This window comes from Roseovarius sp. EC-HK134 (assembly GCF_902498815.1).
GTDB classification, from domain to species: Bacteria; Pseudomonadota; Alphaproteobacteria; order Rhodobacterales; family Rhodobacteraceae; genus Roseovarius; species Roseovarius mucosus_A.
The window spans coordinates 162,297-184,445 of the sequence record NZ_LR701543.1; the positions used below are offsets into that span (position 1 = coordinate 162,297).

The following is a 22,149-nucleotide window of genomic DNA, read 5'->3' on the forward strand; positions in this document are numbered from 1 at the left end:
GTAGGAGCACAGATGACGGACGCGAGTTTCAAACGCCAGTTGCTGGTTTATGCCCAGCTCTTCTTCGGCATGGCGCTGTTCGGCACCGGCACCCCGTCCGCCAAGATCGTGTCAGAAGCCTTCCCCGTCTTCCTTGGGCCCTTTCTCCGTCTGACAATAGCCGCTCTGGCATTGACGCCCTTCCTCTTCATCTATCGGAAACAACTGCCCCAAATATCCCGGCAGAACTGGATCAAGATCGTTGTGATCGGCGGCGTGGGCATCGTTGCTTTCACGCTGTTCCTGCTCTACGGCATGCAACGCGTGAACGGTGTGGTCGGTTCGGTCGTGATGAGCCTGAGTCCGGCGGCGATGGCCACAGCAGCGGTGGTTTTCATGGGTGACAGCCTGGGTTGGCGCAAGCTCTTGGCCATTACGCTGGCCGTCGCCGGTGTGCTCGTGATCAACGTGTCCGGCCAGTCGATCCAGGCATCGGGTTGGACTCTCGTTCTCGGCAGCGTGCTGGTCTTCTGCGCAGTGGCCAGCCAGACGCTCTATTCGATTCTGGGAAAGCAGATGATCAGGGAATTGAGCCCCGTCGTCGCCTTGCCGCTCATCGTCTGGGTGGCCGTGCTGCTCTTTGCCGGGCCTGGACTCTACCAGGCCACGAGCTTCGACTTTGCCGAACCTTCGCTGAACGCATGGATCGCGCTGGTCGTCTGGGGCATGGGCCCGCTCGCAATCGGAACGTTGATCTGGTTTCGCGGGTTGAGCCAGGTGTCTGCAAGCACGGCGTCGGGCTATATGAGTGCGATGCCAGCGTCTGCGCTGGCTCTGTCATACCTCTGGCTTGGGGATAAGTTTTACCCGATCCACCTGGTCGGCTTTGTGCTTGTTTTCTCAAGCATTGGGCTTGTGACCTGGGCGCACCGCGTCAAGGAAGCAAGCCAGCAAGATAAGCAGCGCGCATCCGAAAGTCACAACTGCGCCCTGCCGTGTTAAACGCAATGGGCCGTAAGGCCGGATTGTCGTTTTCAGGCAGAACGATACCGGGTACCTCGTGCAGACCTAGGAGGCCTAGTGGACGAAACTGTCCGGTCGTTGAAAATGGGCGGTCGGTTCTCAAAGCTAGGGCGATGGCCATGAAGCGATATCATGTTGGTCTAGCGAACTGAAAATACAAAAAAGGGCGCCATGAGCGCCCTTCTCTGAAGACTTTGCTGTCGACTCAATCGCTGTGAGACGAGTCAATGACTTAGTGCTGCATAAAGCTGATTTCACCGACCATACCGGATTCACGGTGTCCGGGCACGTTGCACGCAAAGCCCAATTCAGTCTTTTCGCCGAAGGTCCAGGTTACTTTGGCCGTTTGACCTGGCTCCAAAAGAACGCTGTTGGCATCGTCATGCATCATGCCGGCCTGCATCATCTTGTCGTGGTTGATTTTGTCGACCGTCATCATGCCGGTGTCCATCATCTTCATCATCTCGTCCAAGTGGCCCTGCCACATTTTTTCCGTGCCGAGATTGAACTCATGCACGAATTCACCGTCGTTGCTGACCACGAAAGTGATGGTTTCCCCTTCCATGATCTCAATGTTCGACGGGTCGAACGCCATCTCGGTCATGCTGACTTCGACAACGCGATCCGCCTTTGCCGGGTCGCCGGGTTGTCCCATCATGGCTGCGTGTCCATCACCGTGACCGTCGTCGTGGCCTGCCCCGGCAAATGCCGCTGATGTTGCTAGAGCGAACACGACGCTTGTGATCGTTTTGAGATAAGGTTGCATTTCAGTTTCCTTGTATTGGTCGAGTATAGAGTTCTGGGTTGAAATCAGACCGCTCGTCGCGGAGGTGGCGGGTCAAACTCTGGCGTGAAACGGTTCGCCACCAAGGAAAACGTCAGCGGCTTCACGTCAAAGCCACGTCGTGTCCGGGTGATATTTTTCTGTTGGGTGCCAATTGCCATTAAAGAACAGGCCATGCCTGGATGACAGTCCTCTGATCGGTCGGTTTCGCCATATTCATGATGCGCCGAGGCGTTGGCTTCTGATGCAATCTGCACGTGCTGGAAATCAGTAGTCCCAAGCGACATTTCTGTTCCGCCTGAAAGAACGACCGAGATCGCAAATATGGTGAGCCAAGCGATAAGGATTACGCCCGAGCGTCGCGTCAAGTTCATCAGAAAACCCCATTTTCCTTCTGAAGCGCGCGCACATAGGCGGTGATCGCTTTCACGTCGGCGTCTGTCACGCCGTCCACCGGCGGCATGTTTCCGAAGCGCCAGTGATGTGATCGGACGCCATTCTTCGCCGCCATCACGAAGGCCATATCCGAGTGATGGTTGGGTTCGTAAATCTTGTGCACCAGAGGCGGTCCCTTCCCTTCACGACCCGCTGCATTGGCCCCGTGGCAGACTGCGCATTTCGCGTTAAAGGCGCGCTCTCCCATTTGTGCGAGGGACGCCAAGTTGTCCGGCAGTTTCACCTCGACGATGGGCGCACCTTCAGCAATACCCGACATGTCGGGCGGCGTCATGGAATGCCCCGTCTGACTTGGTGCAGGACGCATGACCTGCCATAGAAGCGCACCGCTCCCGACGACCAGAACTCCGGCGATGATCCAACCAAGTTTGCTCATGTTGCAGCGACCATTTTAAAGGTGGCGGGAATAACCGAATCGACGACGCTCCGTAGCTCACAATATTTGAACGAAGAGCTTTCGCGATGGGATGGGATTAGCTGGTCAATTTTCTCGATCAATGGCTCTTGCAAAACGGGGCAGTGACCGTCGTCACACTTGACCTTTGATGTTGGAAGGAACCGGGACCTTTCAGGAAAACCCATTGTTGAATGTCGCATATTCGACCTCAAAACACCCCATAATTTTCGAAGGGAGGCTACGTTTTAGATCTCGAAGGTCAAGAAAAATCAACGTCTTAGGAGCCTAATTAATGTAACGAAATGTATCCTTGATCTTTGATGGCAATCGCGCTTTTTTAAGTCACGAAAGGATACGGGACGTATGCGGTTTTTCAGACTGACACGGATGGCTCATATCTTGTCGCTCATCGTCTTGATGCTAGCGGCCATGACGTTTGTCGTGTCTGAAGACGATTTGCCGCAAGAAGATTGGAGCCACGTTGCCGCGATGGACGTTCGTGAATGTGGCACACATCATGTGTCGGACGATACAATTCCCGGTTGCCTTGGCATGATGGTGCATTGCGTCACTTTTTCTAACGTCGATCATGCGCTACCCGAACCGAAGTTCCTTGTCGTGCATGTTTATCATGGATCTCGCGCAATCGACGCAGAGAGCCTGAAGCTGGAAGCATCTTCGCCCCCTCCCCGAGTCTGAACGCGCTTCGATTCCCATTCCAGCATCTTACGGCTGCGGTTTCCGGTCTCGTCCAAATAAGAAACGACGTGAACGTGTGACGGGCTGCCCTGTTGGGCAATTCCTGAAGCACCTCTGGTGCTCGCGAGATCACTCCTCGGAAATTACTCGAGGCCTACCTTGGTCACGCGAATCCTCAACTCAATCATCACAAAGGAGAAGAGTATGCGACTCTTCAAAGCAAAACAGTGCGCGCTTTCAGATACAGCGCTCAGCTCGTCGGAGCATCTGGCAAGGGGTCTGTCCCGGCGTCAGTTCGGTTTAACCGCAGCGGCCGCACTGGCCATGCCGGCGGCGCTGCGCGCGCACCAATCACCTAAGATCACGTCGAAAGGGACCTATGACATCACTGTCGATCGGGTTCGCATCGATACCGGGAACTTTCGAAAAATGGGGGTCGGTTACAACAAAAGCCAGATTCCCACAGTCCTACGGTTCAAGGAGGGCGAGGAAGTCACCATCAGTGTGACCAACAACCTCAGCGAGAGCACCTCGATTCATTGGCACGGACTGATTCTGCCCTTCCGGCAGGACGGCGTCCCCGGCATCAGCTTTGGCGGTATTGCTCCGGGTGAAACCTTCACCTACCGGTTCCCGATCCAACAGGCCGGCACTTACTGGTTTCATAGCCACTCTGGCTTTCAGGAACCCGATGGTGCCTACGGGGCGATCGTGATCGAGCCGCGTGGCGGCGAGCGGGTCCGAGCCGATCGCGATTATGTCGTGCAGTTGGCCGACAAGCACCCGCATCCCGGCAGCCGGATCATGCGCAACCTCAAGATGATGCCGGATTACTACAACCGCTCACAACGCACCTTGCAGACACTGATCGAGGACTCGCGTCAGGACAGTCTGAAAGCCGCACTCAAGGATCGTGGGATGTGGGGGCGGATGCGGATGATGCCAACGGACATCGAGGATGTGCAGGGATTTACCGCTTTGATCAACGGGCGGAGCACATCGCAGAACTGGACAGGGCTGTTCCGGCCCGGTGAGAAGATCCGCCTGCGGATCGTCAATTCTTCGGCCATGACCTACTTCGACATGCGTATCCCGGGCCTGAAGATGACCGTGGTCCAGGCTGACGGCAACGACGTCAAACCGGTTACGGTGGACGAGCTCCGTGTTGCCGTGGCGGAAACATATGACGTCATTGTCCAGCCACGGGAAAACAAGGTCTATAGCATCATTGCCGAGTCAATGGGGCGCACCGCCCTCGTTCGCGGGACGCTGTCACCAAAGGAGGGATATGCCGGGGCAGTGCCACCGCTCCGGCCCAAGCCTTTGCTCACCATGGCCGACATGAGCGGGATGATGGGCGGCATGGATATGGGTGACCACGTCATGCAGAACGCGGGCGGCATGCAAGACATGACCGGTATGGACCATTCGGCCATGCAGGGCATGGACCACTCCAACATGGGTTCCGCGACCGCCCCGGCAGCGCAGGCTATGGACAATTCAACCATGAAAGGCATGGACCATTCCAAGATGGAGATGTCGGCGCAACCTGCGATGAAAGGGATGGATCATTCCGGCATGGCGATGTCAGACGGAGGTGATCCGTTCTACGCACCCGGTAGCGGGCTGACACCCAAAGCCTATAATGGTGGAAAGTTCTTGTCCTACAAGGATTTGCGCGCCGCACGGCCGCTCTATCGGAACCGTGCTCCGTCACGCACCATTGAACTCCGTTTGACGGGCAATATGGAGCGTTACATCTGGTCGATCAACGATGTGAAATACGACGATGCCGATCCTATCGTGCTCAATTATGGCGAACGCGTGCGTATCCGGTTCATCAACGAAACGATGATGGCACATCCGATGCACCTGCACGGGATGTGGTCGATCGTCGATACCGGTCAGGGCTCGCGCAATCCCATCAAGCATACTGTGAGCGTCCAACCCGGCACAACGACCGACATGGAAGTTGAAGTCGATGCCCCCGGACAATGGGCTTTCCATTGTCACCTCTCCTACCACGCGGACGGTGGCATGTTCCGCAAAGTGGTGGTCAGAGGGCACCCGGCCTGAGCCATTCAATATAAAGGAAAATCAAGATGAAATGTTTCAAACTGGCCGGACTAACCGGTCTCCTTCTGCCCCTGGCTCAGGTTGCACAGGCCGAGCAGCTGATCTGGGGTTTTCAAGCGGAGCAGTTCGAATATCGCGCGATGGATGGCGAGGATGCCTTCGTCTGGGATTTCGACGCCCTGGCAGGGTCGGATGAGCTGAAATTCGTCTGGCGAAGCGAGGCGGAGCTTGGACTCACATCGGATGATTTCGAGAAACTGGAGAATCAGCTGCGTCTGCAGTTTCCGATTTCGACGTTCTTCGACGCCGTGGTGGGAGCCTATGCGGACACGCCTGATGGCGCTCCCGACCGCTACGCTGGCGTGGTGGGCGTCAAGGGTCTTGCACCGCAGTGGTTCGAGATTGATGCTGATCTCTTTGTCTCCGATCACCCCTTCTTCCGTTTCGAGGCAGAGTATGAGGCGCTATTGACCAATCGCCTGGTTCTCACGCCGAGCATCGAGGTTGACCTGCCGCTGAAGGATGATCTGGAGCGCGAACGCGGTGCGGGCGGTGCGGTAGTCGAGATCGGCGCACGCCTCAGCTACGATGTCATCGACCGCGCGTTTTCGCCCTATATCGGCGTCAACTATGAAGCCTCGTTTGGCGATACCAAGGATATTCTCCGCGCCAATGGTGACGATACGGATGCATTCTCGATCGTGATCGGTACGCGTCTGATGTTCTGAAAATAGGTCGTCCCGGCGGCAAGTCGGGGCGACCTGCTGCTTTCATGAACGACCAGAGGGTGCGCTAAAGATTAAGAACCAAACCTGAAAGGAAGCCGTGATGAATGGAGATGGACACGCGGGTCACATGCCGCAGAGCGGACGCGGAATGGCAATTTCCGCTTGGTTAACGGGCGTCTATTTCGTCATCGAGCTGGCAATCGGCCTCTGGACCGGCTCCATCGCGGTGATCTCGGATGCGTTCCACACCTTCTCCGCTGTGGGAGGCGTCCTTGTGGCCATCATTGCAGCACGACTCGCCCGCCGTCCGGCAGATGAGGATCGCAGTTTTGGTTGGTATCGCGCGGAGATCATCGGCGCGCTGGTCAATGGCGGGTTCCTGCTTGCCATGGCGATCGTGGTGATCGTGATGGCGGCAATGCGCCTGGGATCTCCTATCGATCTGCCGACCGGTCCAATGCTGTGGGCAGCGGCTGGAGGTCTTGTGACCGAGTTCATCTCGCTCGGGCTGATCTGGAAGCAAAGCCAGAGTGATCTGAACGTCAAGGGCGCGCTCTGGCACATCATCCAGACGTTCGTCGGGAGTCTGTTGATCATCATCACTGCGCTGGTCATAAAATTCACTGGTTTCCTCCTCATCGATCCTATTCTCGGCATGGCGTTCGGCTTCGTGCTGGTTTGGGCAAGCTGGGGGATTCTGCGGGATTCCATGCACTTGCTCATGGAGGGTACTCCGAACGATGTTAGCCTTGGTGAGGTCACGCGGAACCTGGAGACCGTCGATGGCGTGGCTGATGCACATCACGTCCACGCCTGGGCGCTGACCAGCGGCAAATATGTCTTTTCAGCCCACCTGCGTATTCGCGACGGCGGCCATCCGCGGGAGATACTGAAGGCAGCCCATCAAATGTTGCGGGAGCGCTTTGGCTTTTTCTTCGTCACCTTGCAGGTCGAAGACCGTTGCATTGATGAAAGCGGTGCAGAAGCCATCGACATAACTGCGGGCACGAACCACAATCAGGCCTGACCCCACCCGATGCGCATCTATGACTGCCGGGCTGCGAAATTCCTGGATTAACTGGGCCGCTTTGCGCGTCGCCTAGCCATGCTCTTAGCCAGATCGGAAACCGGATATGAAAACTATATTGCTTCTCCTTCTGATCACCTTGTCCGAGGCGACGATCGGTGTCTTCGTTAAGCTGACCGACGGCAGAATCCCGATTCAGACGTTAAATTTCTACGCGATCCTGACAGCTGCCGCCTTCCTGATGCTCGCGTTGCCAGTCGCCACCGGTCGACCGATCCGCCTGCCCTGGGGGAATTTGAAGGACACCATTGTCATCGGTGTTCTTATCGCGACGCAGATCAGTGTCTTCAACTACGCCATGACGCTGGTACCGATTGCCAATGCCGTCATTTTCTGGAGCGTGGCACCCTTCTTTACCTTCATATTCTCGGCGATGTTCCTCGGCGAGAAGGCAGGCTTCGGCCACGTTCTCGTTTTCGGTATCGCCATCGTCGGCATCGTGCTCGCCAAACCCCTCTCAGGTGGATACATGATCGGCAATCTCGTCGCGCTTACCGACGGCGCGATCTATGCGGCGATGATCACCTACATGCGATACGAGGGTAAGTCAGAGACGGGCAACGATATCGCGTGGTCGATGCTGACGGCGGCTATTGTCCTCTCGCCGGCGCTGTTGATCTACGGCACCGGAGATGTGCTGGGCATGGCGGAAAACAAGAGGCTGGGCATTATCGTACCAGCTGGTGTATGGGCGCTGGCGCTTGGGTTGGTATCTACGGGATTTGCCTATTTCGGAATCTCTATCGTCCTAAAGACGTTAAATGCGAACGTCTATTCCCTCGTCGACATCATCGTCTCACCTGTCGTCGCGAGTACACTGGGTTTTTTGGTCTTTGCCGAGGTCCCGGCCAAGGGCATGATCTATGGTGGCGCGCTGTTGCTTTTGGCCGGGTTTCTGCTGACGCGGATGATGACCCGTGACCGGCCCGATATAGCGGCCCATCCCTGTCAGTGCGCAGAGTGACACGCGCTGTGGAGCTGGACGAGTAAGGCCGCTGCCACGCCCCTCGCTACCTACCAGATCGCTAAGCCGTTTAAGCAGGCGATTGGTCAGCTCTGTGATGTTGGCCCGCTGTGCACGTTCTCACTGGCGCTCGGTGAAGGCGAGGCCCGGCAATTGTGGGGGTTCAAGAAAAGCCAGTTTGGTCATTCGGATTCGAGTGCCAGAGTTGTTTTTGGAAGCGCGAATCAAATCCGTGTGAGGAACTTCTGCCCAGCATTTCGATACAAAACGTTACACCAAAGTCTGGAGGCACCAGCTGACACGGGCCTTTGTAAATCATACCTCGGGGTGGTGATTCAGCAATAAAGGAGATCACCATGTTTCGACACTCATTTCTCGCCCTGTCGGTGGTAGCTGCAACCGCGCTCGGTGGGGCCGCTTATGCGCAAAACGACCATGGTCATGGTTCCAAACCCAAACCCGCCGGAGGTGGAATGATGATGCAGGGCGACGGCTCCGGCATGATGGGCGATATGCCCGGGATGGGCGACATGCCCGGCATGATGAAGATGATGATGAAGATGCACCGCATGCATGGCGACATGATGGATGGCGGCATGATGGGCGGCCACGGCGGCGGCATGATGGGCGGTGCCATGATGCCGATGCTCGACGCCGATGGTGACGGCAACGTGACGCCGCAGGAGATGCGGGAACAGCTGCAGGCCAAACTGTCCGAATATGATAGCGATGGTGACGGCACGCTGTCCATCGCCGAGTTCGAGGCGCTGCACAGCGCGATGATCCGCGAGAAGATGGTCGACCGGTTTCAGCATCTGGACGCGGATGGAGACGGCGCCATCACCGGCGATGAAATGACCGCCCCGGCCAAGAAGATGGAGCGCATGAAGAAGATGCGTTCCGGCATGGGCCAGATGCAGCAGGGCCAAGCTGGCAGCGGCCAGGGCATGGGCTCCGGCATGGGCAATTCCGGCGGCACCGGCAGCAACTGAGGATAGCGGCGCCGGCCCCCGGGCCGGTGCTGTCGCCACTCCCGAAACAGGAAATCGACATGATGGGTTTTGGAATGGGCGGCCTGTGAATGCTGCTCATCTTCGTATTGGCTGTGCTGGGGGTCTTGGCACTGGTTAAATACCTGTCCAAGTGAGCGAAAAGGCAATCGCAATGAGTTATACCTATGATCGCACTCTGCAAGGTGCCGATATCGACGAAGCGGAAGCGCGAGTCCGTGAGGCGCTGGCCGAACAAGGCTTTGGCGTTCTGACCGAAATCGACGTCAAGGCGACGATGAAGAACAAGATTGGTGCCGACATGGCGCCCTATCGCATCCTCGGGGTCTGCAACCCGGACATGGCGTACAAGGCCATCGAAATCGAGCCGCGCGTCGGCGCGATGCTGCCCTGCAATGTCGTCCTTCGAGACGTCGAAGGCGGCACCGAGATCAGTGCCATCGACCCGGTGGCATCCATGCAGGCCATCGAAAGCAATGCGCTGCACGGGGTCGCGGGTAAAGTTCGTGACATGATGCGAGCAGTGGTCAACGCCGCCTGACGGCGCGTCGGCATCAGACCTTGACCTTCTAGCTGCTGGAATCCCTATGGTTAAATGGAACCGCCGAATCGACCAGTTAAAATGGGGTACCCGCAAGATGACAACCGACGAAACCCGGACCTGGACCCTTGTCCGAACGCTGGGGCCGAGCGCCGTCGGGGCAGGGCTGTTCCTCGCCTTCGCGCCGGTGCACCTGCTGGTGAGCGAGGACGTCTCGGTGGCGATCGCGGCCCTGACCTTGGCCCTGATCGGGGGGACCTATATCGGCTTCGGCGCGTCCGACGGTGCCACACGGATCTTCTGGATGGAGCTTGGCGTCGCCATCTTCTACGCCATCATGGCGCTGGCCGGCTTGCTGTGGTCCCCGCTCGGGCTGGCGGCGCATGCCGTCTGGGACCTGCTGCACCACAACGGGGCGTTCGGCGCGCCCGTGCCGAAATGGTACATCCCCTTCTGCGTCGTCTTCGACCTGCTCGCCGCCGCGTTCTTTCTTGTACTTTATCTGGAATGAGGCCCGTTTGTTGGCGCATGGCATCCCCGTCCGAACCATCGTGAAGATCGCCGTGGCGACCGTACTAATTGCGGCCGTCGCGGCGCTGTTTCTCGGCCCACTCTCCGGGCTCGTCGAAAGCCTGAGCGGCGAACGGGTCTCGGCCTGGGTGAATGCCGCAGGTGCATGGGGGCCCACCGTCATCATCCTGCTGATGACGGTCGCCATCGTCGCGACGCCGATACCGAGCGCCCCCATCGCCCTCGCGGCGGGTGCGGCATATGGCCATACGATCGGCACCATTTACATCGTCATCGGGGCCGAGCTGGGCGCGATGGTGGCTTTCGCGCTGGCGAGGCTCCTCGGCCGGGACGTTTTGACCAGGTGGCTCGGCGACAGCGTGGACAGGGGGTGGCTGGGCTCGCAGAACGCGCTGACGTTCACGGTGTTCGCCAGTCGGCTGATGCCCTTCATCTCGTTCGATATCGTGAGCTACGCCGCCGGGCTGAGCTGCCTCCACTTCTGGCGGTTCGCCCTCGCGACCCTCGCCGGAATCATCCCGGCCAGTTTCATCCTGGCCCATTTCGGCAACGAAGCGGTCAGCGGCGAGCCCGGGCGGGCCGCCTGGGCGGCCGTCGGACTGGGCGTGCTGACCCTGACCCCGCTTGTCGTCGTGGCAATCAGGGAGCAGCGCCGTAAGGAGGCAGCGCATGACTGACCCGCGCACATCACCGCAGCAACCCGCGCCGTTCCACTGGAGGACGGTGCGCTGGTGCCTGAGGCGGGAACTGCGCCGGACCTGTCGCTGGCATCTGGCGAACCGGACGCTTTACGACGAGGACGGCGGCACGATGCGCTGGCTGCGGCAGGACAGGGACAGGTTTCTCGAGACTTTGGACCGGGTCGTTGAAGAGATGCGGGAGATCGCCGGGCTGCACGCCCTCCCCAACAGCGGAAGCCGTCTGATGGTCGAACTCGCCGTCTATACCCTCGCCGCCGATGCGGCGCTGCGACGGCACGGGGTCGGAACGGATTGCGCGCATTCGGTCGTGGCCGATATCGGTTGGGATCTCTACAGCCGCATGCTGCGCCTGTCATCGCTACCTGCGCGGGTCGTCAGCCGCAATCCCGGACGCAGGCTGCGCTGGACGATTCGAACCCTGCTGGTTTTTCCGTTCCGCCCGGTCGGCGCACCCGGCTACGAAACGCGCGTCTTCCGGGAGGGTGACGACCTGCAAACGCATTTCACCCATTGTCCTCCGCAGAGTTTCGCGCGCAAGGTGGCGACGCGCCGCGCGGACCCCGAACTGCTGGAGGCGTTCCGACAGAGCTGGTGCCTCTATGACTGGCCCGGCGCGGATATCATCGCCGGCGACGGCCGGCGGGGACACTACCGCAGGCCCAGGACGCTCTCGGCCGGTGATCCGGTTTGTGACATGTGCTGGCGCGCGCGCGGCGCGAGGCCGTCGGCCCGATCCGGCGATACCCATGATCAGGCGGAGGCATTGAAATGAAGTCGGAATACAAGGCGAACAGCATCACACTGGCTGGCGCGATTGCGATGGGCACGGGCGTGATGATCGGAGCGGGCATCTTCGCGCTGACCGGGCAGATCGCGCAGCTTGCCGGACCGCTCTTTCCGCTGTCGTTCATCGCGGGTGCGCTCGTCACCGCGTTCAGTGCCTACACCTATGTCAAGATGTCAAATGCCTACCCCTCGGCCGGCGGCATTGCGATGATCCTGCAAAAGGCCTATGGCCCCACGACCATCGCCGCGGCCGCCGCGCTTCTGATGGCGTTGTCAATGGTCATCAACGAAAGCTTGGTGGCACGGACCTTCGCCACCTACCTGCTGGAAGGCATGGGGCTCAAGCGAACGGGATGGGCCGTGCCGGCCCTCGGCGTAGGGCTGATCGTCTTTTCCTATTTCATCAACGCGGCAGGCAACCGATCCGTTGGCCTGTTCTCCATCGTCATGGCCATCCTGAAGGTCGGCGGCATCGCGTTGTTCGGCGCGGCCGCGCTCTGGGCGGGTGGCGTCTCGTTCGAGGCGGCGACGGACGGTCAATCGACACAGATCGGCGGTTTCGTCGCCTCCGTAGCCCTGTCGATCCTGGCCTTCAAGGGGTTCACCACGATCACCAACAGCGGGGCGGAAGTGACCGACCCAAACCGCAATGTCGGCCGGGCGATCATCGCCTCCATCGGCATCTGTGTGATCGTCTACCTTCTGGTCGCCTTCGCCGTCGGCTCCAGCCTGACCCTGGAGGAGATCATCGCGGCCAAGGACTATGCGCTGGCCGAGGCCGCAGGGCCGACCTTGGGCCGGACGGGCTTTTACCTGACGGTTCTTCTGGCGATCGTCGCCACGTCCTCGGGTCTGATCGCGAGCATCTTCGCGGTGTCACGCATGCTGGCCATGCTGACGGACATGAAGCTGATCCCTCACAGCCATTTCGGAATGAAGGGTGCGATCCGCGATCACACCCTTATCTACACGGTGGTGATCGCGGGCTTCCTGACCGTATTTTTCGACCTAAGCCGGATCGCGTCGCTGGGGGCGTTCTTCTACCTTGTCATGGACATCATCATTCACTGGGGCGTGTTCCGCCATCTCCGGCACGAGATCGGCGCCGCGGGGGCCGTCCTGGTGACAGCGATCACCCTGGATATCGTCGTGCTGTCGGCCTTCGCGGTGCTGAAATGGCAAAGCGACCCGCTGATCGTAGTAATCTCCCTCGTGTTGATGGCAGCTGTCTTCGCCTTTGAACGGTTCTACCTGCGCCACCTGCGGGACGGCGATGCCCACCATGACTCTCACGCTAAAACCTAGAAGGACAAGACATGCTGACCGCTGCTATCCCGTTCCCGGATATCGGCACCGAACTTTTTTCGGTCGATATCGGTGGCTTTCACCTCGCGCTGCGCTGGTATGCGTTGGCCTATATCGTAGGTATCCTCATCGGTTGGCGGCTTTGCGTCCGGGCGGTCAGGCGGGCTGCGCTGTGGCCGGAGTCGGGACCGCCAATGACCGCGAAGCAGCTCGAAGACTTTCTGACATGGGTGATACTGGGGGTGATTCTTGGCGGGCGCCTCGGCTTCGTCCTGTTATACCAGCCGCAATACTACCTGCAAAACCCCCTGGAAATCCTGATGGTCTGGCAGGGCGGCATGTCGTTCCATGGCGGCTTTCTTGGCGTAGCGATCGCGGCGATTGCATTCTGCATTCGGGAAAAGAGCCCGATGCTTGGTACGGCAGACCTTCTTGCGCTTGCGACACCTCCGGGCCTCTTTCTCGGGCGCCTCGCCAATTTCACCAACAACGAGCTTTGGGGACGTCCGACGCAGATGCCCTGGGGCGTGATCTTTCCCGGCGATATGGCCCAGGCCTGCCCGGGGGTTGAAGGACTGTGCGCAAGGCATCCCTCACAGCTCTACGAGGCGCTTCTCGAAGGCTTGGTGCTGGGCATCCTGCTGCTGGTTCTGGCATGGCGAAAAGGTTGGCTAAAAAGGCCCGGCGCCCTTACGGGAATATTCCTTGTCGCCTACGGCCTGTCCAGGGCCTTCGTCGAGTTCTTCAGGCAACCGGACATGCAGTTCGTGAGCGTGGGAAACCCAGTTGGGCATGCTCTGCATTTCGGAGACTGGGGTCTGACCATGGGGCAGGCGTTGTCTTTTCCGATGGTCCTGATCGGGTTGGGACTGATCTGGTGGGCTTTCAGACCGCCGACACGGAACGCCGCGCAGAGGGTGGACCGAACCGCCTGACCTTCCGGTCGGCCGGTGTCGGTGTTGGCTCGGGGCGCGGCTGCCCCAGCCGCCCGCCACCCCGCCGGTGGTGCTGTGTTCGCCCTCAGTCCGCCTCGGCGATCATCGTCCCTGCGCGGCCTTGCAGCATGGCAAGCGCATCCTCCAGGCGGCCGACGCAGGCGAAACGGTTTCGGCCCGAGACAAAAGTCGCGGCGGCGGCCACCTTGGGTGCCATCGACCCGTCGGGCAGATCGAGATGCCCGGCGTCTTCCGGCGTTATCCTGTCGATGGCCGATTGCGCCTCGGTGCCGAAATCGCGAAACACGGCCTCGACATCCGTCAGCAGCAACAGCGCGTCGGCGTTCAGCTTGTGCGCCAGAAGGGCTGTCGCGTGATCCTTGTCGATCACCGCCTCGATCCCGATCAGCGATCCGTCCGGCCGACGGACGACCGGAATGCCGCCGCCACCTGCACAGATCAGCGTCACATCCTGCTCGAGCAGGAGCTGAAGCACCCGCAAATCCGGAATGTCCATCGGCATTGGTGAGGGGACGACACGCCGCCAGTGCGCACCATCCGCGGCGATGCTCCAACTCCGCGCCTGCGCAAGCCGTTCGGCTTCGGCCTTGTCATAGACCGGGCCGATGAACTTGGTCGGTCTGGCGAAGGCAGGGTCTTTGGGGTCGACCTCGACCTGGGTCAGCAGTGTCGCGACCGGGCGGTCATGGCCCAGGGCGTTCTCGAGCTCCTGCTCTATGAGATAGCCGATCATGCCGTCGGTTTCCGCCCCCAGCACATCCAGCGGGAACACCTCATCGGGTTTGTAGGCGGCACCCTGAAGTGCCAACAGGCCGATTTGCGGCCCGTTGCCATGAGTGACAACCAGTTGGTGGCCGGCCTCGATGATCTGTGCCAGCGATGCGGCCGCGGTGGCGACGTTGGTGCGTTGGGTCTCCGCGGTCAGAGGTTCGCCACGGCGCAGAAGGGCATTTCCCCCGAGGGCTGCAACGACAAGCATGGGCTAGTTTCCCAGCGTGGCGACGAGGACTGCCTTGATGGTGTGGAGCCGGTTCTCGGCCTGGTCGAAGACGATGGAGGCCGGGCTTTCGAACACCTCCTCGGTGACTTCCATCGCCGTGATGTCGAATTGGCTGGCGATTTCGGCACCAAGCTCGGTCTCGGCATTGTGGAACGCCGGTAGGCAATGCATGAATTTGGTGTGCGGATTGCCGGTTTGCGCCATTACCTGCTTTGTCACCTGGTAAGGTTTGAGCAGTTCTATTCGCTCAGCCCATTTTTCTTTTGGTTCGCCCATTGAGACCCAAACATCAGTGTAAATGAAGTCGACGCCCTGCGTAGCGTCGTCTACCGCATCGGTCAGCATTAGCCGAGCACCGGTTCGATCAGCAATTTCTGTGGCCTCGCTGCGTATTGCTTCCGTTGGCCAGAGGTTTTCCGGCGCACACAAACGCACATCCATGCCCATCTTGGCCGCACCGATCAGCAGGCTGTCGCCCATGTTGTTGCCCACGTCGCCCAGAAAGGCAAAGGCGACCTGACCCAGCGGCTTGTCCGAGTGCTCCTGCATGGTCAGGAAATCCGCGAGGATCTGCGTCGGGTGGAACTCGTCCGTCAGCCCGTTGTAGACCGGCACGCCGGCATATCTCGCGAGTGTCTCGACAATGGGCTGGCCGAAACCGCGATATTCGATCGCGTCATAGACCCGCCCCAGAACGCGGGCGGTATCCTTCACGGTTTCCTTCCTGCCCAGATGCGACCCAGAAGGACCAAGATAGGTGACATGCGCGCCCTGATCGTGGGCCGCAACCTCGAAGCCCACGCGGGTGCGGGTGCTGTCCTTTTCGAAGATGAGCGCGATTTCCTTGCCGGTCAGGCGCGGGACCTCGTAGCCGCCGTATTTGGCGGCCTTGAGATCGGCTGAGAGCTTCAGCAAAAAGGCGATCTCCTGAGAGCTGAAATCGCGCAGCGTCAGGAAATGGCGGTTTCGCAGATTGTAGGACATGGGGTCTCCTTTCGTCAGATAGGGTCCCGAATGGTGGGGCAACTCATGCAGTGGCTGCCGCCACGCCCCCGGCCAAGCTCGGCCCCGGGAATGGCCAGCACCTCGATGCCGGCCTTTTCGAGTGCGGCATTGGTATCGTCGTTGCGATCGTAGCCGATGACGACCCCCGGCGAGAGTGCCAGCACGTTGTTGCCGTCGTTCCACTGCTCGCGCGACTGCTCGGCCAGGTCGCTGCCGCCCGTGGGAACGAGGTTCAGGCGCTTGAAGCCCAGGATTTCGGCCGTGATCTCGAACAGGTGCCGGGCATCCCGCCGGATATCGAGCGGCGCCTTTCCTTCGCCGGGGCGCAGGTCATAGCAGGTGATCGCGTCAGCCACTTCCTTGAACGTGGTCACGACATCCCCCCCGCAATGGGTAAAAACGGTATCAAGATGCATCGCCGCGCGCGACCGCGGCATCTGACAGGCGATGACGCGCTGCACGTCGCCGCTGGCGAATAATGCCTCGGCAAGCTGTCCGACAGCCTGGGGCGTCGAGCGTTCGCCCATACCGACCATGACCACGCCGTGCCCGATCGGCATGATATCCCCGCCCTCCAGCGTGGCCGCACCGAAATCCCGCGTCGGATCACCGAACCAGACCCGCACCCGATCCGTGAATGTCGGATGGAACCGGTAGACGGCGGCCATGAGCAGCGTCTCGGGTCGGCGTGCCGCGAAATGCATAGGGTTCAGTGACACGCCGCCATAGACCCAGGCAGAGTTGTCGCGTGTGAAGATGAAATTCGGTAGTGGCGGGAGCACAAAACCGTGCTGCCCTAGATAGCTACCGAACATGCCTGAAGGGGTGAAGGGTAGATCATCTACCGTGAACCCGCCAACGAGGTAGCGAGCAAGTTCTTCTCCGGGCAATTCTTCCATCCAGGCGCGCAGGTCGTCACGCATGCCGACCCCCACATCGTTACGAGTGATGCGGTGGTCCAAAATCCAGGCCCGCGCGTCTTCGACGTCCAGAGTCTCGGCCAGCAGGGTCATGGCGTCCAGAACCTCGACCCCCCTCTCGCGCATGATCGCCGCGAAGACATCGTGATCGCGGATCGCCTGCTTGACCCAGAACACATCGTCGAACAGCAGTTCCTCGCGATTGTCTGGGGTCAGGCGCCGATGGGCTAGGCCGGGTGGCGAGACGATAACCTGCCGCAGCTTGCCGGTTTCAGAATTTACGCCAAGGGCATGATCTGTCATTGATATTTTCCTTTGGATCAGAGGGTCGCGGCAACGCTGAGCGCGGCCATGATGAAAATCGCGAGCATCAGCAGAAGCGGCCAGACGAACACCACCCAGCGGTCGAAGGATACGCGGCCGATCGCCAGACCGCCAATGACGACGGCCGAGGTCGGCGTGATCAGATTCACAAGGCCGCTCGCCGATTGATATGCTGTCACCACAAGATCACGGCTGACGCTGGCAAAATCCCCCAGCGGGGCCAGAATTGGCATCGACAGGACCGCGAGCCCCGAAGAGGACGGCACCAGAAAGCTCATCCCGATCTCGATCCAGAGCATCAGATTTATGAAGGCTATCTCGGATAGGCCACCCAACGTTTCTGCAGCGCTGTTGAGGATGGTGTCGGCGATCAGGCCCTGTTCCATGATCACAACGATTCCGCGCGCCAAGCCGATCACCAGCGCCACGCCAAGCAGGTCTTTCGCCCCGTCCACAAAAGCAGAGGTCAGTTTCTTCTCCCCCATCCGCGCGACCAGGCCTACGACGATGGCCATGCCGAAGAAGAGCGCCCCCATCCGTGCCATCCACCAACCCTGGCTCGACACTCCCCAGATCATCACCGCGAAGGTGGCGAAGAAAAGGACCAGCACCAGCTTCTGAGTTCCTGTCAGCTTCGGTTCGGTGAATTCGGCATCGTCAGCGCCCAGAAATATCCGACGATGTGCATCGTGCTGCTTGGCGACCACCGAGCGGGACGGATCGGCCTTCACCTTTGAGGCGTAGCGCATCACGTAGGCGATGCATGTCAGAAGCCCGCCGATCAGGATGACCAGCCGCAACGCCATGCCCTGGGTAAAGGGTATCCCCGCCGCGTTAGATGCGATTACGGTTGCAAACGGGTTGATCGTGGAGCCGAGGGTGCCGATGCCCGCCCCGATCAGGATGATCGCGACGCCGGTAACGGCGTCAAATCCCGCGGCTATGACTACCGGGATCAGCAGCGCATAAAAAGCCAGTGTTTCCTCGGCCATACCATAGGTCGTGCCGCCCACGGCGAACAGTGACATCAGGATCGGGATCATCCAGATCTCGCGCCCCTTCATGCGCCCCATGGCTGTTTGGATACCAGTATCGATGGCTTTGGTGGCGTTCACCACACCCAGAAACCCGCCGAGCAGGAGCACAAACAACGCAACGTCGATCGCATTGGCCGCATAGCTGTCCGGATCGTAGAACCCGGCGACGGGCGCAAGCATCACATCGACGAAACCCTGCGGATTGGGCTCGACCGTCTGATAGGTGCCCGGCACCGCGATCTCGCGTCCGACCTCTTCGTTCATGGCCCGGTCATACTGGCCCGCAGGGATAATCCAGGTCAGCGCCGCGACAACAATGATGAGCCCGAACAGGATGGAATAGGCGGTGGGAAACCGTGCCGCCATGCCATCTGCCTCGGGCTTCGAATGGGTGTTCAGATCACTCATCGGTTTTCTCCCTCCGTGTTCATTGAGTGGAGTCTTGCGTGGGTCTCAGTGCCGGAACGAAGGCAGGTACACTGGCTGCGTAGGCGTCGAATTCCTTTCCGAACGCGGCCCGTGTCTCGCGCTCTTCCGCGCGGGCCAGCCGCACATACATCCAGATAAGCACCGGATACATTGCCAGTGTTAGCAGTGTGGGCCACTGGACCAGAAAGCCGGTTAAAACCAGAACGAAGCCGACATATTGCGGATGACGCACGCGCGCATAGGGACCGCTGGTGGCCAGCCTTCCGCTCCTTTGGGCATGATAGAGCACGCGCCATGCGGCTGAGATCATCCAGAAGCCGAGACCGATGAAGACGAAACTGAGGATGTGAAACGGGCCGAAATGCGGGTTTGCCTGCCAACCGAAGAGCATTTCCGGCAAATGTCCGGCGTCGTGCGAAAACCAGTCAATTCCCGGGTAGGTCGTTTGCAACCAGCCGGACAACAGGAAAATCGTGAGAGGGAAGCCGTACATCTCAGCAAACAACGCCACTAGAAACGCACTGAAGGCCCCGAAACTGCGCCAGTCGCGCGCCGTTTGCGGCTTGAAGAAGCTGAATGCAAACATGATGAAAATGGCCGCATTCAGCAGGGCAAAAAACCATAGCCCATAACCAGGTTCGTGCATCATGACTTGTCACCCCCACCATGACCACCGTGGCCACCGTGCATGAAAACATGCATTACAACACATCCCAGAAGGAGCAGCGCGAGAAACCCGTTGCCTCCGAAAATGTGGACACGGTGTTCGAACGCGAGTAGGGCCGCACCGATCCCGAGAGCAATCAAGAGGTAGATGCCCGTGCGGGACTTCCAGAAACCCTTTTCGCGATTGTCGTGATGATTGTCCTGATCATGATGCTGCTCTGTCATTTGGTCTGGCCCTACTCAGGTTGAATGGTGGAATTGTCCGCGATAAGCGGTTCAGAATTTCAGTCGCCGCAGCCGAAGCGAGTTCACAACGACCGATAGTGAAGACGCGCTCATGGCAAAGGCGGCGAAGATCGGTCCGATCAGGATACCCAAGAATGGGTAGAGCACGCCGGCCGCGATCGGCACGCCCGAGGCGTTGTAGATCAGCGCGAAGAACAGGTTTTGGCGGATGTTGCGCATCGTGGCCTGGCTCAGCTTCCGGGCGCGCACGATGCCGTCAAGATTGCCCTTGACGAGGGTGAAGCCCGCGCTCTCGATTGCGACGTCTGCGCCGGTGCCCATGGCAATGCCGACATCGGCCTGTGCCAGCGCCGGGGCATCATTGACCCCGTCTCCCGCCATCGCGACTTTCCGACCCTGCTCCTGCAATTCCTTGATGATCCGGGCCTTGTCCTCGGGAAGGACATCGGCACGGATTTCGTCAATGCCAAGGCGGTTCGCGACGGCCTGCGCGGTGCGCTCGTTATCGCCGGTGGCCATGATGATGCGGAACCCCAGTTCGTGCAGCGCCTTGAGTGCGGCGGGCGTGGTCTCCTTCACCGGGTCGGCCACGCAGACCAGCCCGGCGATCGTACCGTCCAGCACAATGAACATGACGGTCTCACCTTCGTCACGCCGCGCATTGGCGGCATCCACCAGCGCACCGCTGTCCAGCCCCATGTCGCGGATCAGAGCCGCATTGCCGAGTGCGACCGATTTGCCATCGACCCGCCCCTTAACTCCCTTGCCGGTGACGGCCTCGAAGTCCTCGGCCTTGGCGAAATCCACGCCGCGCTCCTCAGCGCCGCGCACGATTGCCTCGGCCAGCGGGTGTTCCGACCCGCGTTCGAGCGAGGCGGCGAGGCGCAACACCTCAGCCTCGTCATGGCCGTCCTCGGGCAGCACCGCGACCAGTCTTGGCTTGCCTTCGGTCAGGGTTCCCGTCTTGTCCACGATCAGCGTGTCGACCTTCTCGAATCGCTCCAGCGCTTCAGCGTTCTTGATAAGCACACCCAACTGCGCGCCCCTACCCGTCGCAGTCATGATAGACATTGGCGTGGCAAGGCCAAGCGCGCAGGGGCACGCTATGATGAGCACCGCGACGGCCGATACAAGGCCATAGGCCATGGCCGGGTCTGGTCCCCAGATAGACCACGCAACGAAAGACACGATGGCGATCGCTATGACAGCCGGCACGAACATGCCTGCCACCTGATCGGCATATTTCTGGATCGGCGCGCGGCTGCGCTGCGCATCGGCGACCATTTGAACGATCTGGCTGAGCATTGTGTCGGCGCCGACGCGCGTGGCCTCGATCACGAGGCTGCCGGTGCCGTTGATCGTCGCGCCGGTGACGGGTTCGCCTGCGACTTTCTCGACGGGAACGGGCTCGCCGGTGATCATCGACTCGTCCACCGACGAGCGCCCTTCGACAACGACCCCATCGACCGGCACCTTGTCGCCGGGCCGGACACGCAGGTGATCGCCCAGTTGCACCTGGTCGAGTTCGATCTCTTCCTCGGTTCCATCGGGGCGGATCACCACCGCTGTCTTCGCGGCCATGTCGAGCAGGGCGCGGATCGCCTTTCCGGTCCCTTCGCGGGCGCGCAGTTCCATAACCTGGCCCAGAAGAACCAGCGTTACGATCACGGCGGCGGCTTCGAAGTAGACTCCGACATTACCGTTCTCGTCGCGAAAGCCCTCGGGGAATATCTGGGGCGCGACGACCGCGAGGATACTGAACACATAGGCCGCGCCCACGCCCATGCCGATGAGGCTGAACATGTTCAGGTTCATCGTCCGGAAGGAATGGTAGCCGCGCACAAAGAAAGGCCAGCCCGACCACAGGATGACCGGCGTCGACATTACCAGTTCCAGCCAGAGAGATGTGCGTTCCCCCAGCAGTTCCTTGAAAAAGGTGAAGCCGACGAACGGCCCCATCGCAAGGATCAGGACCGGGATGGTGAGGACGGCACCAACCCAGAACCGCCGGGTGAAGTCGACCAGTTCGGGGTTCGGGCCTTCGTCCTCTGCGCTGACGGTCGCGGGCTCCAGCCCCATACCGCAGATCGGGCAGGAGCCAGGGCCGGGATGCCTGACTTCGGCGTGCATCGGGCAGGTGTAAATCGTTCCGGTGTAGCCTTCGGGCACGGTGTCGTATTCACCCCCCTTGACCCCCACGGTCGCGGCCCCGTGGGCGTGACTGTGACCGGAGTGATCATGGCCGTGGTGGGCGTGGTCCATGGACTCGCCCTCGGGGGCCAGGAACATGCCACATTTCGGGCAACTACCTTCTTCCGTGCTGCGTATCTCGGGGTGCATCGGGCAGGTGTAGACCGTCCCGGCGTAGCCTTCCGGAACTGTGTCCAAGGTTTCGTGGCCTTCGGTCTTCCTGGCTGGTTGGCTTTTGCTGTCGTTCATCTTGCGTCCTTTCCTGTCCCGTTCCGGCGAGATGCTGTCTATCGCCGGACCGAGAACTCG

At 60.1% G+C, this 22,149-nt stretch carries 23 protein-coding genes; 13 read left to right on the forward strand and 10 right to left on the reverse strand.

The genetic code is table 11. The features are described 5' to 3' along the window. Positions 1–12: 12 nt before the first annotated feature. Positions 13–981 (forward strand): DMT family transporter, encoded by a 969-nt coding sequence (locus GC127_RS03580; protein WP_199861177.1) that lies wholly within the window; start codon positions 13–15, stop codon positions 979–981. 253 nt (positions 982–1,234) lie between these two features. Here GC127_RS03580 and GC127_RS03585 read toward each other — a convergent pair whose 3' ends face one another. The 3 genes from GC127_RS03585 to GC127_RS03595 are packed head-to-tail and all read right to left on the reverse strand — an operon-like array spanning position 1,235 to position 2,618. Next, on the reverse strand, positions 1,235–1,768 hold the full coding sequence (locus tag GC127_RS03585; RefSeq protein WP_151976512.1) for a plastocyanin/azurin family copper-binding protein: 534 nt from the start codon (positions 1,766–1,768) through the stop codon (positions 1,235–1,237). A gap of 44 nt (positions 1,769–1,812) precedes the next feature. Beyond that, positions 1,813–2,160 carry a hypothetical protein gene (locus tag GC127_RS03590; RefSeq protein ID WP_151976514.1) on the reverse strand — a complete coding sequence of 116 codons (348 nt, stop codon included), beginning with the start codon at positions 2,158–2,160 and terminating at the stop codon, positions 1,813–1,815. Further along, positions 2,160–2,618, reverse strand: coding sequence for a cytochrome c (locus GC127_RS03595; RefSeq protein ID WP_085818079.1), 459 nt, complete (start codon positions 2,616–2,618; stop codon positions 2,160–2,162). Before GC127_RS03595 ends, GC127_RS03590 begins: the two co-directional genes overlap by 1 nt. Before the next feature lie 420 nt (positions 2,619–3,038). On the opposite strand from GC127_RS03595, the gene GC127_RS03600 reads away from it, so the two are divergent. From GC127_RS03600 to lgt, 12 genes are all read left to right on the forward strand, one after another. Further along, positions 3,039–3,338, forward strand: a complete 300-nt coding sequence (locus tag GC127_RS03600) for a hypothetical protein (RefSeq protein WP_199861178.1) — start codon at positions 3,039–3,041, stop codon at positions 3,336–3,338. Between the two features lie 204 nt (positions 3,339–3,542). After that, positions 3,543–5,414: a copper resistance system multicopper oxidase gene (locus GC127_RS03605; RefSeq protein WP_151976519.1), complete on the forward strand. Its 1,872-nt coding sequence runs from the start codon at positions 3,543–3,545 to the stop codon at positions 5,412–5,414. A 26-nt stretch (positions 5,415–5,440) separates the two neighbouring features. Then, positions 5,441–6,142: a copper resistance protein B gene (locus tag GC127_RS03610; protein WP_151976521.1), complete on the forward strand. Its 702-nt coding sequence runs from the start codon at positions 5,441–5,443 to the stop codon at positions 6,140–6,142. Between the two features lie 100 nt (positions 6,143–6,242). Beyond that, entirely contained in the window at positions 6,243–7,169 is a 927-nt protein-coding gene (locus GC127_RS03615) for a cation diffusion facilitator family transporter (RefSeq protein WP_199861179.1), read from the forward strand. 106 nt (positions 7,170–7,275) lie between these two features. Next, positions 7,276–8,193, forward strand: coding sequence for a DMT family transporter (locus GC127_RS03620; protein ID WP_151976525.1), 918 nt, complete (start codon positions 7,276–7,278; stop codon positions 8,191–8,193). Positions 8,194–8,549: 356 nt separating this feature from the next. Then, positions 8,550–9,185 carry an EF-hand domain-containing protein gene (locus tag GC127_RS03625; protein ID WP_176236606.1) on the forward strand — a complete coding sequence of 212 codons (636 nt, stop codon included), beginning with the start codon at positions 8,550–8,552 and terminating at the stop codon, positions 9,183–9,185. A gap of 172 nt (positions 9,186–9,357) precedes the next feature. Beyond that, positions 9,358–9,744 (forward strand): DUF302 domain-containing protein, encoded by a 387-nt coding sequence (locus GC127_RS03630; RefSeq protein ID WP_085818075.1) that lies wholly within the window; start codon positions 9,358–9,360, stop codon positions 9,742–9,744. Positions 9,745–9,841: 97 nt separating this feature from the next. Continuing rightward, positions 9,842–10,255 (forward strand): hypothetical protein, encoded by a 414-nt coding sequence (locus GC127_RS22730; RefSeq protein WP_199861180.1) that lies wholly within the window; start codon positions 9,842–9,844, stop codon positions 10,253–10,255. A gap of 85 nt (positions 10,256–10,340) precedes the next feature. After that, positions 10,341–10,952, forward strand: coding sequence for a TVP38/TMEM64 family protein (locus tag GC127_RS22735; protein WP_245962868.1), 612 nt, complete (start codon positions 10,341–10,343; stop codon positions 10,950–10,952). Continuing rightward, positions 10,945–11,748, forward strand: coding sequence for a hypothetical protein (locus GC127_RS03640; RefSeq protein ID WP_139837412.1), 804 nt, complete (start codon positions 10,945–10,947; stop codon positions 11,746–11,748). The genes GC127_RS22735 and GC127_RS03640 overlap by 8 nt, the downstream gene beginning before the upstream one ends. Beyond that, positions 11,745–13,067, forward strand: coding sequence for an APC family permease (locus GC127_RS03645; RefSeq protein ID WP_085818072.1), 1,323 nt, complete (start codon positions 11,745–11,747; stop codon positions 13,065–13,067). Before GC127_RS03640 ends, GC127_RS03645 begins: the two co-directional genes overlap by 4 nt. An 11-nt stretch (positions 13,068–13,078) precedes the next feature. Then, positions 13,079–14,002 carry a prolipoprotein diacylglyceryl transferase gene (lgt, locus tag GC127_RS03650; RefSeq protein WP_085818071.1) on the forward strand — a complete coding sequence of 308 codons (924 nt, stop codon included), beginning with the start codon at positions 13,079–13,081 and terminating at the stop codon, positions 14,000–14,002. An 85-nt stretch (positions 14,003–14,087) separates the two neighbouring features. Here lgt and arcC read toward each other — a convergent pair whose 3' ends face one another. The 7 genes from arcC to GC127_RS03685 are packed head-to-tail and all read right to left on the reverse strand — an operon-like array spanning position 14,088 to position 22,089. Then, positions 14,088–15,002 (reverse strand): carbamate kinase, encoded by a 915-nt coding sequence (gene arcC, locus GC127_RS03655; protein WP_085818070.1) that lies wholly within the window; start codon positions 15,000–15,002, stop codon positions 14,088–14,090. Positions 15,003–15,005: 3 nt separating this feature from the next. Beyond that, positions 15,006–16,007, reverse strand: coding sequence for an ornithine carbamoyltransferase (gene argF / locus GC127_RS03660; protein WP_085818069.1), 1,002 nt, complete (start codon positions 16,005–16,007; stop codon positions 15,006–15,008). 14 nt (positions 16,008–16,021) lie between these two features. Next, a complete protein-coding gene (locus tag GC127_RS03665) occupies positions 16,022–17,251 on the reverse strand; it encodes an arginine deiminase (protein ID WP_085818068.1) in 1,230 nt (409 codons plus the stop codon). 17 nt (positions 17,252–17,268) lie between these two features. Next, positions 17,269–18,717 (reverse strand): YfcC family protein, encoded by a 1,449-nt coding sequence (locus GC127_RS03670; RefSeq protein WP_085818067.1) that lies wholly within the window; start codon positions 18,715–18,717, stop codon positions 17,269–17,271. Positions 18,718–18,736: 19 nt separating this feature from the next. Then, entirely contained in the window at positions 18,737–19,387 is a 651-nt protein-coding gene (locus GC127_RS03675; protein ID WP_199861181.1) for an isoprenylcysteine carboxylmethyltransferase family protein, read from the reverse strand. Continuing rightward, the gene (locus tag GC127_RS03680) at positions 19,384–19,629 is read right to left on the reverse strand and encodes a DUF2933 domain-containing protein (RefSeq protein WP_085818066.1); all 246 of its coding nucleotides are present in this window, start codon (positions 19,627–19,629) and stop codon (positions 19,384–19,386) included. Before GC127_RS03680 ends, GC127_RS03675 begins: the two co-directional genes overlap by 4 nt. A gap of 51 nt (positions 19,630–19,680) precedes the next feature. After that, positions 19,681–22,089: a copper-translocating P-type ATPase gene (locus tag GC127_RS03685; RefSeq protein ID WP_176236605.1), complete on the reverse strand. Its 2,409-nt coding sequence runs from the start codon at positions 22,087–22,089 to the stop codon at positions 19,681–19,683. Positions 22,090–22,149: the final 60 nt, after the last annotated feature.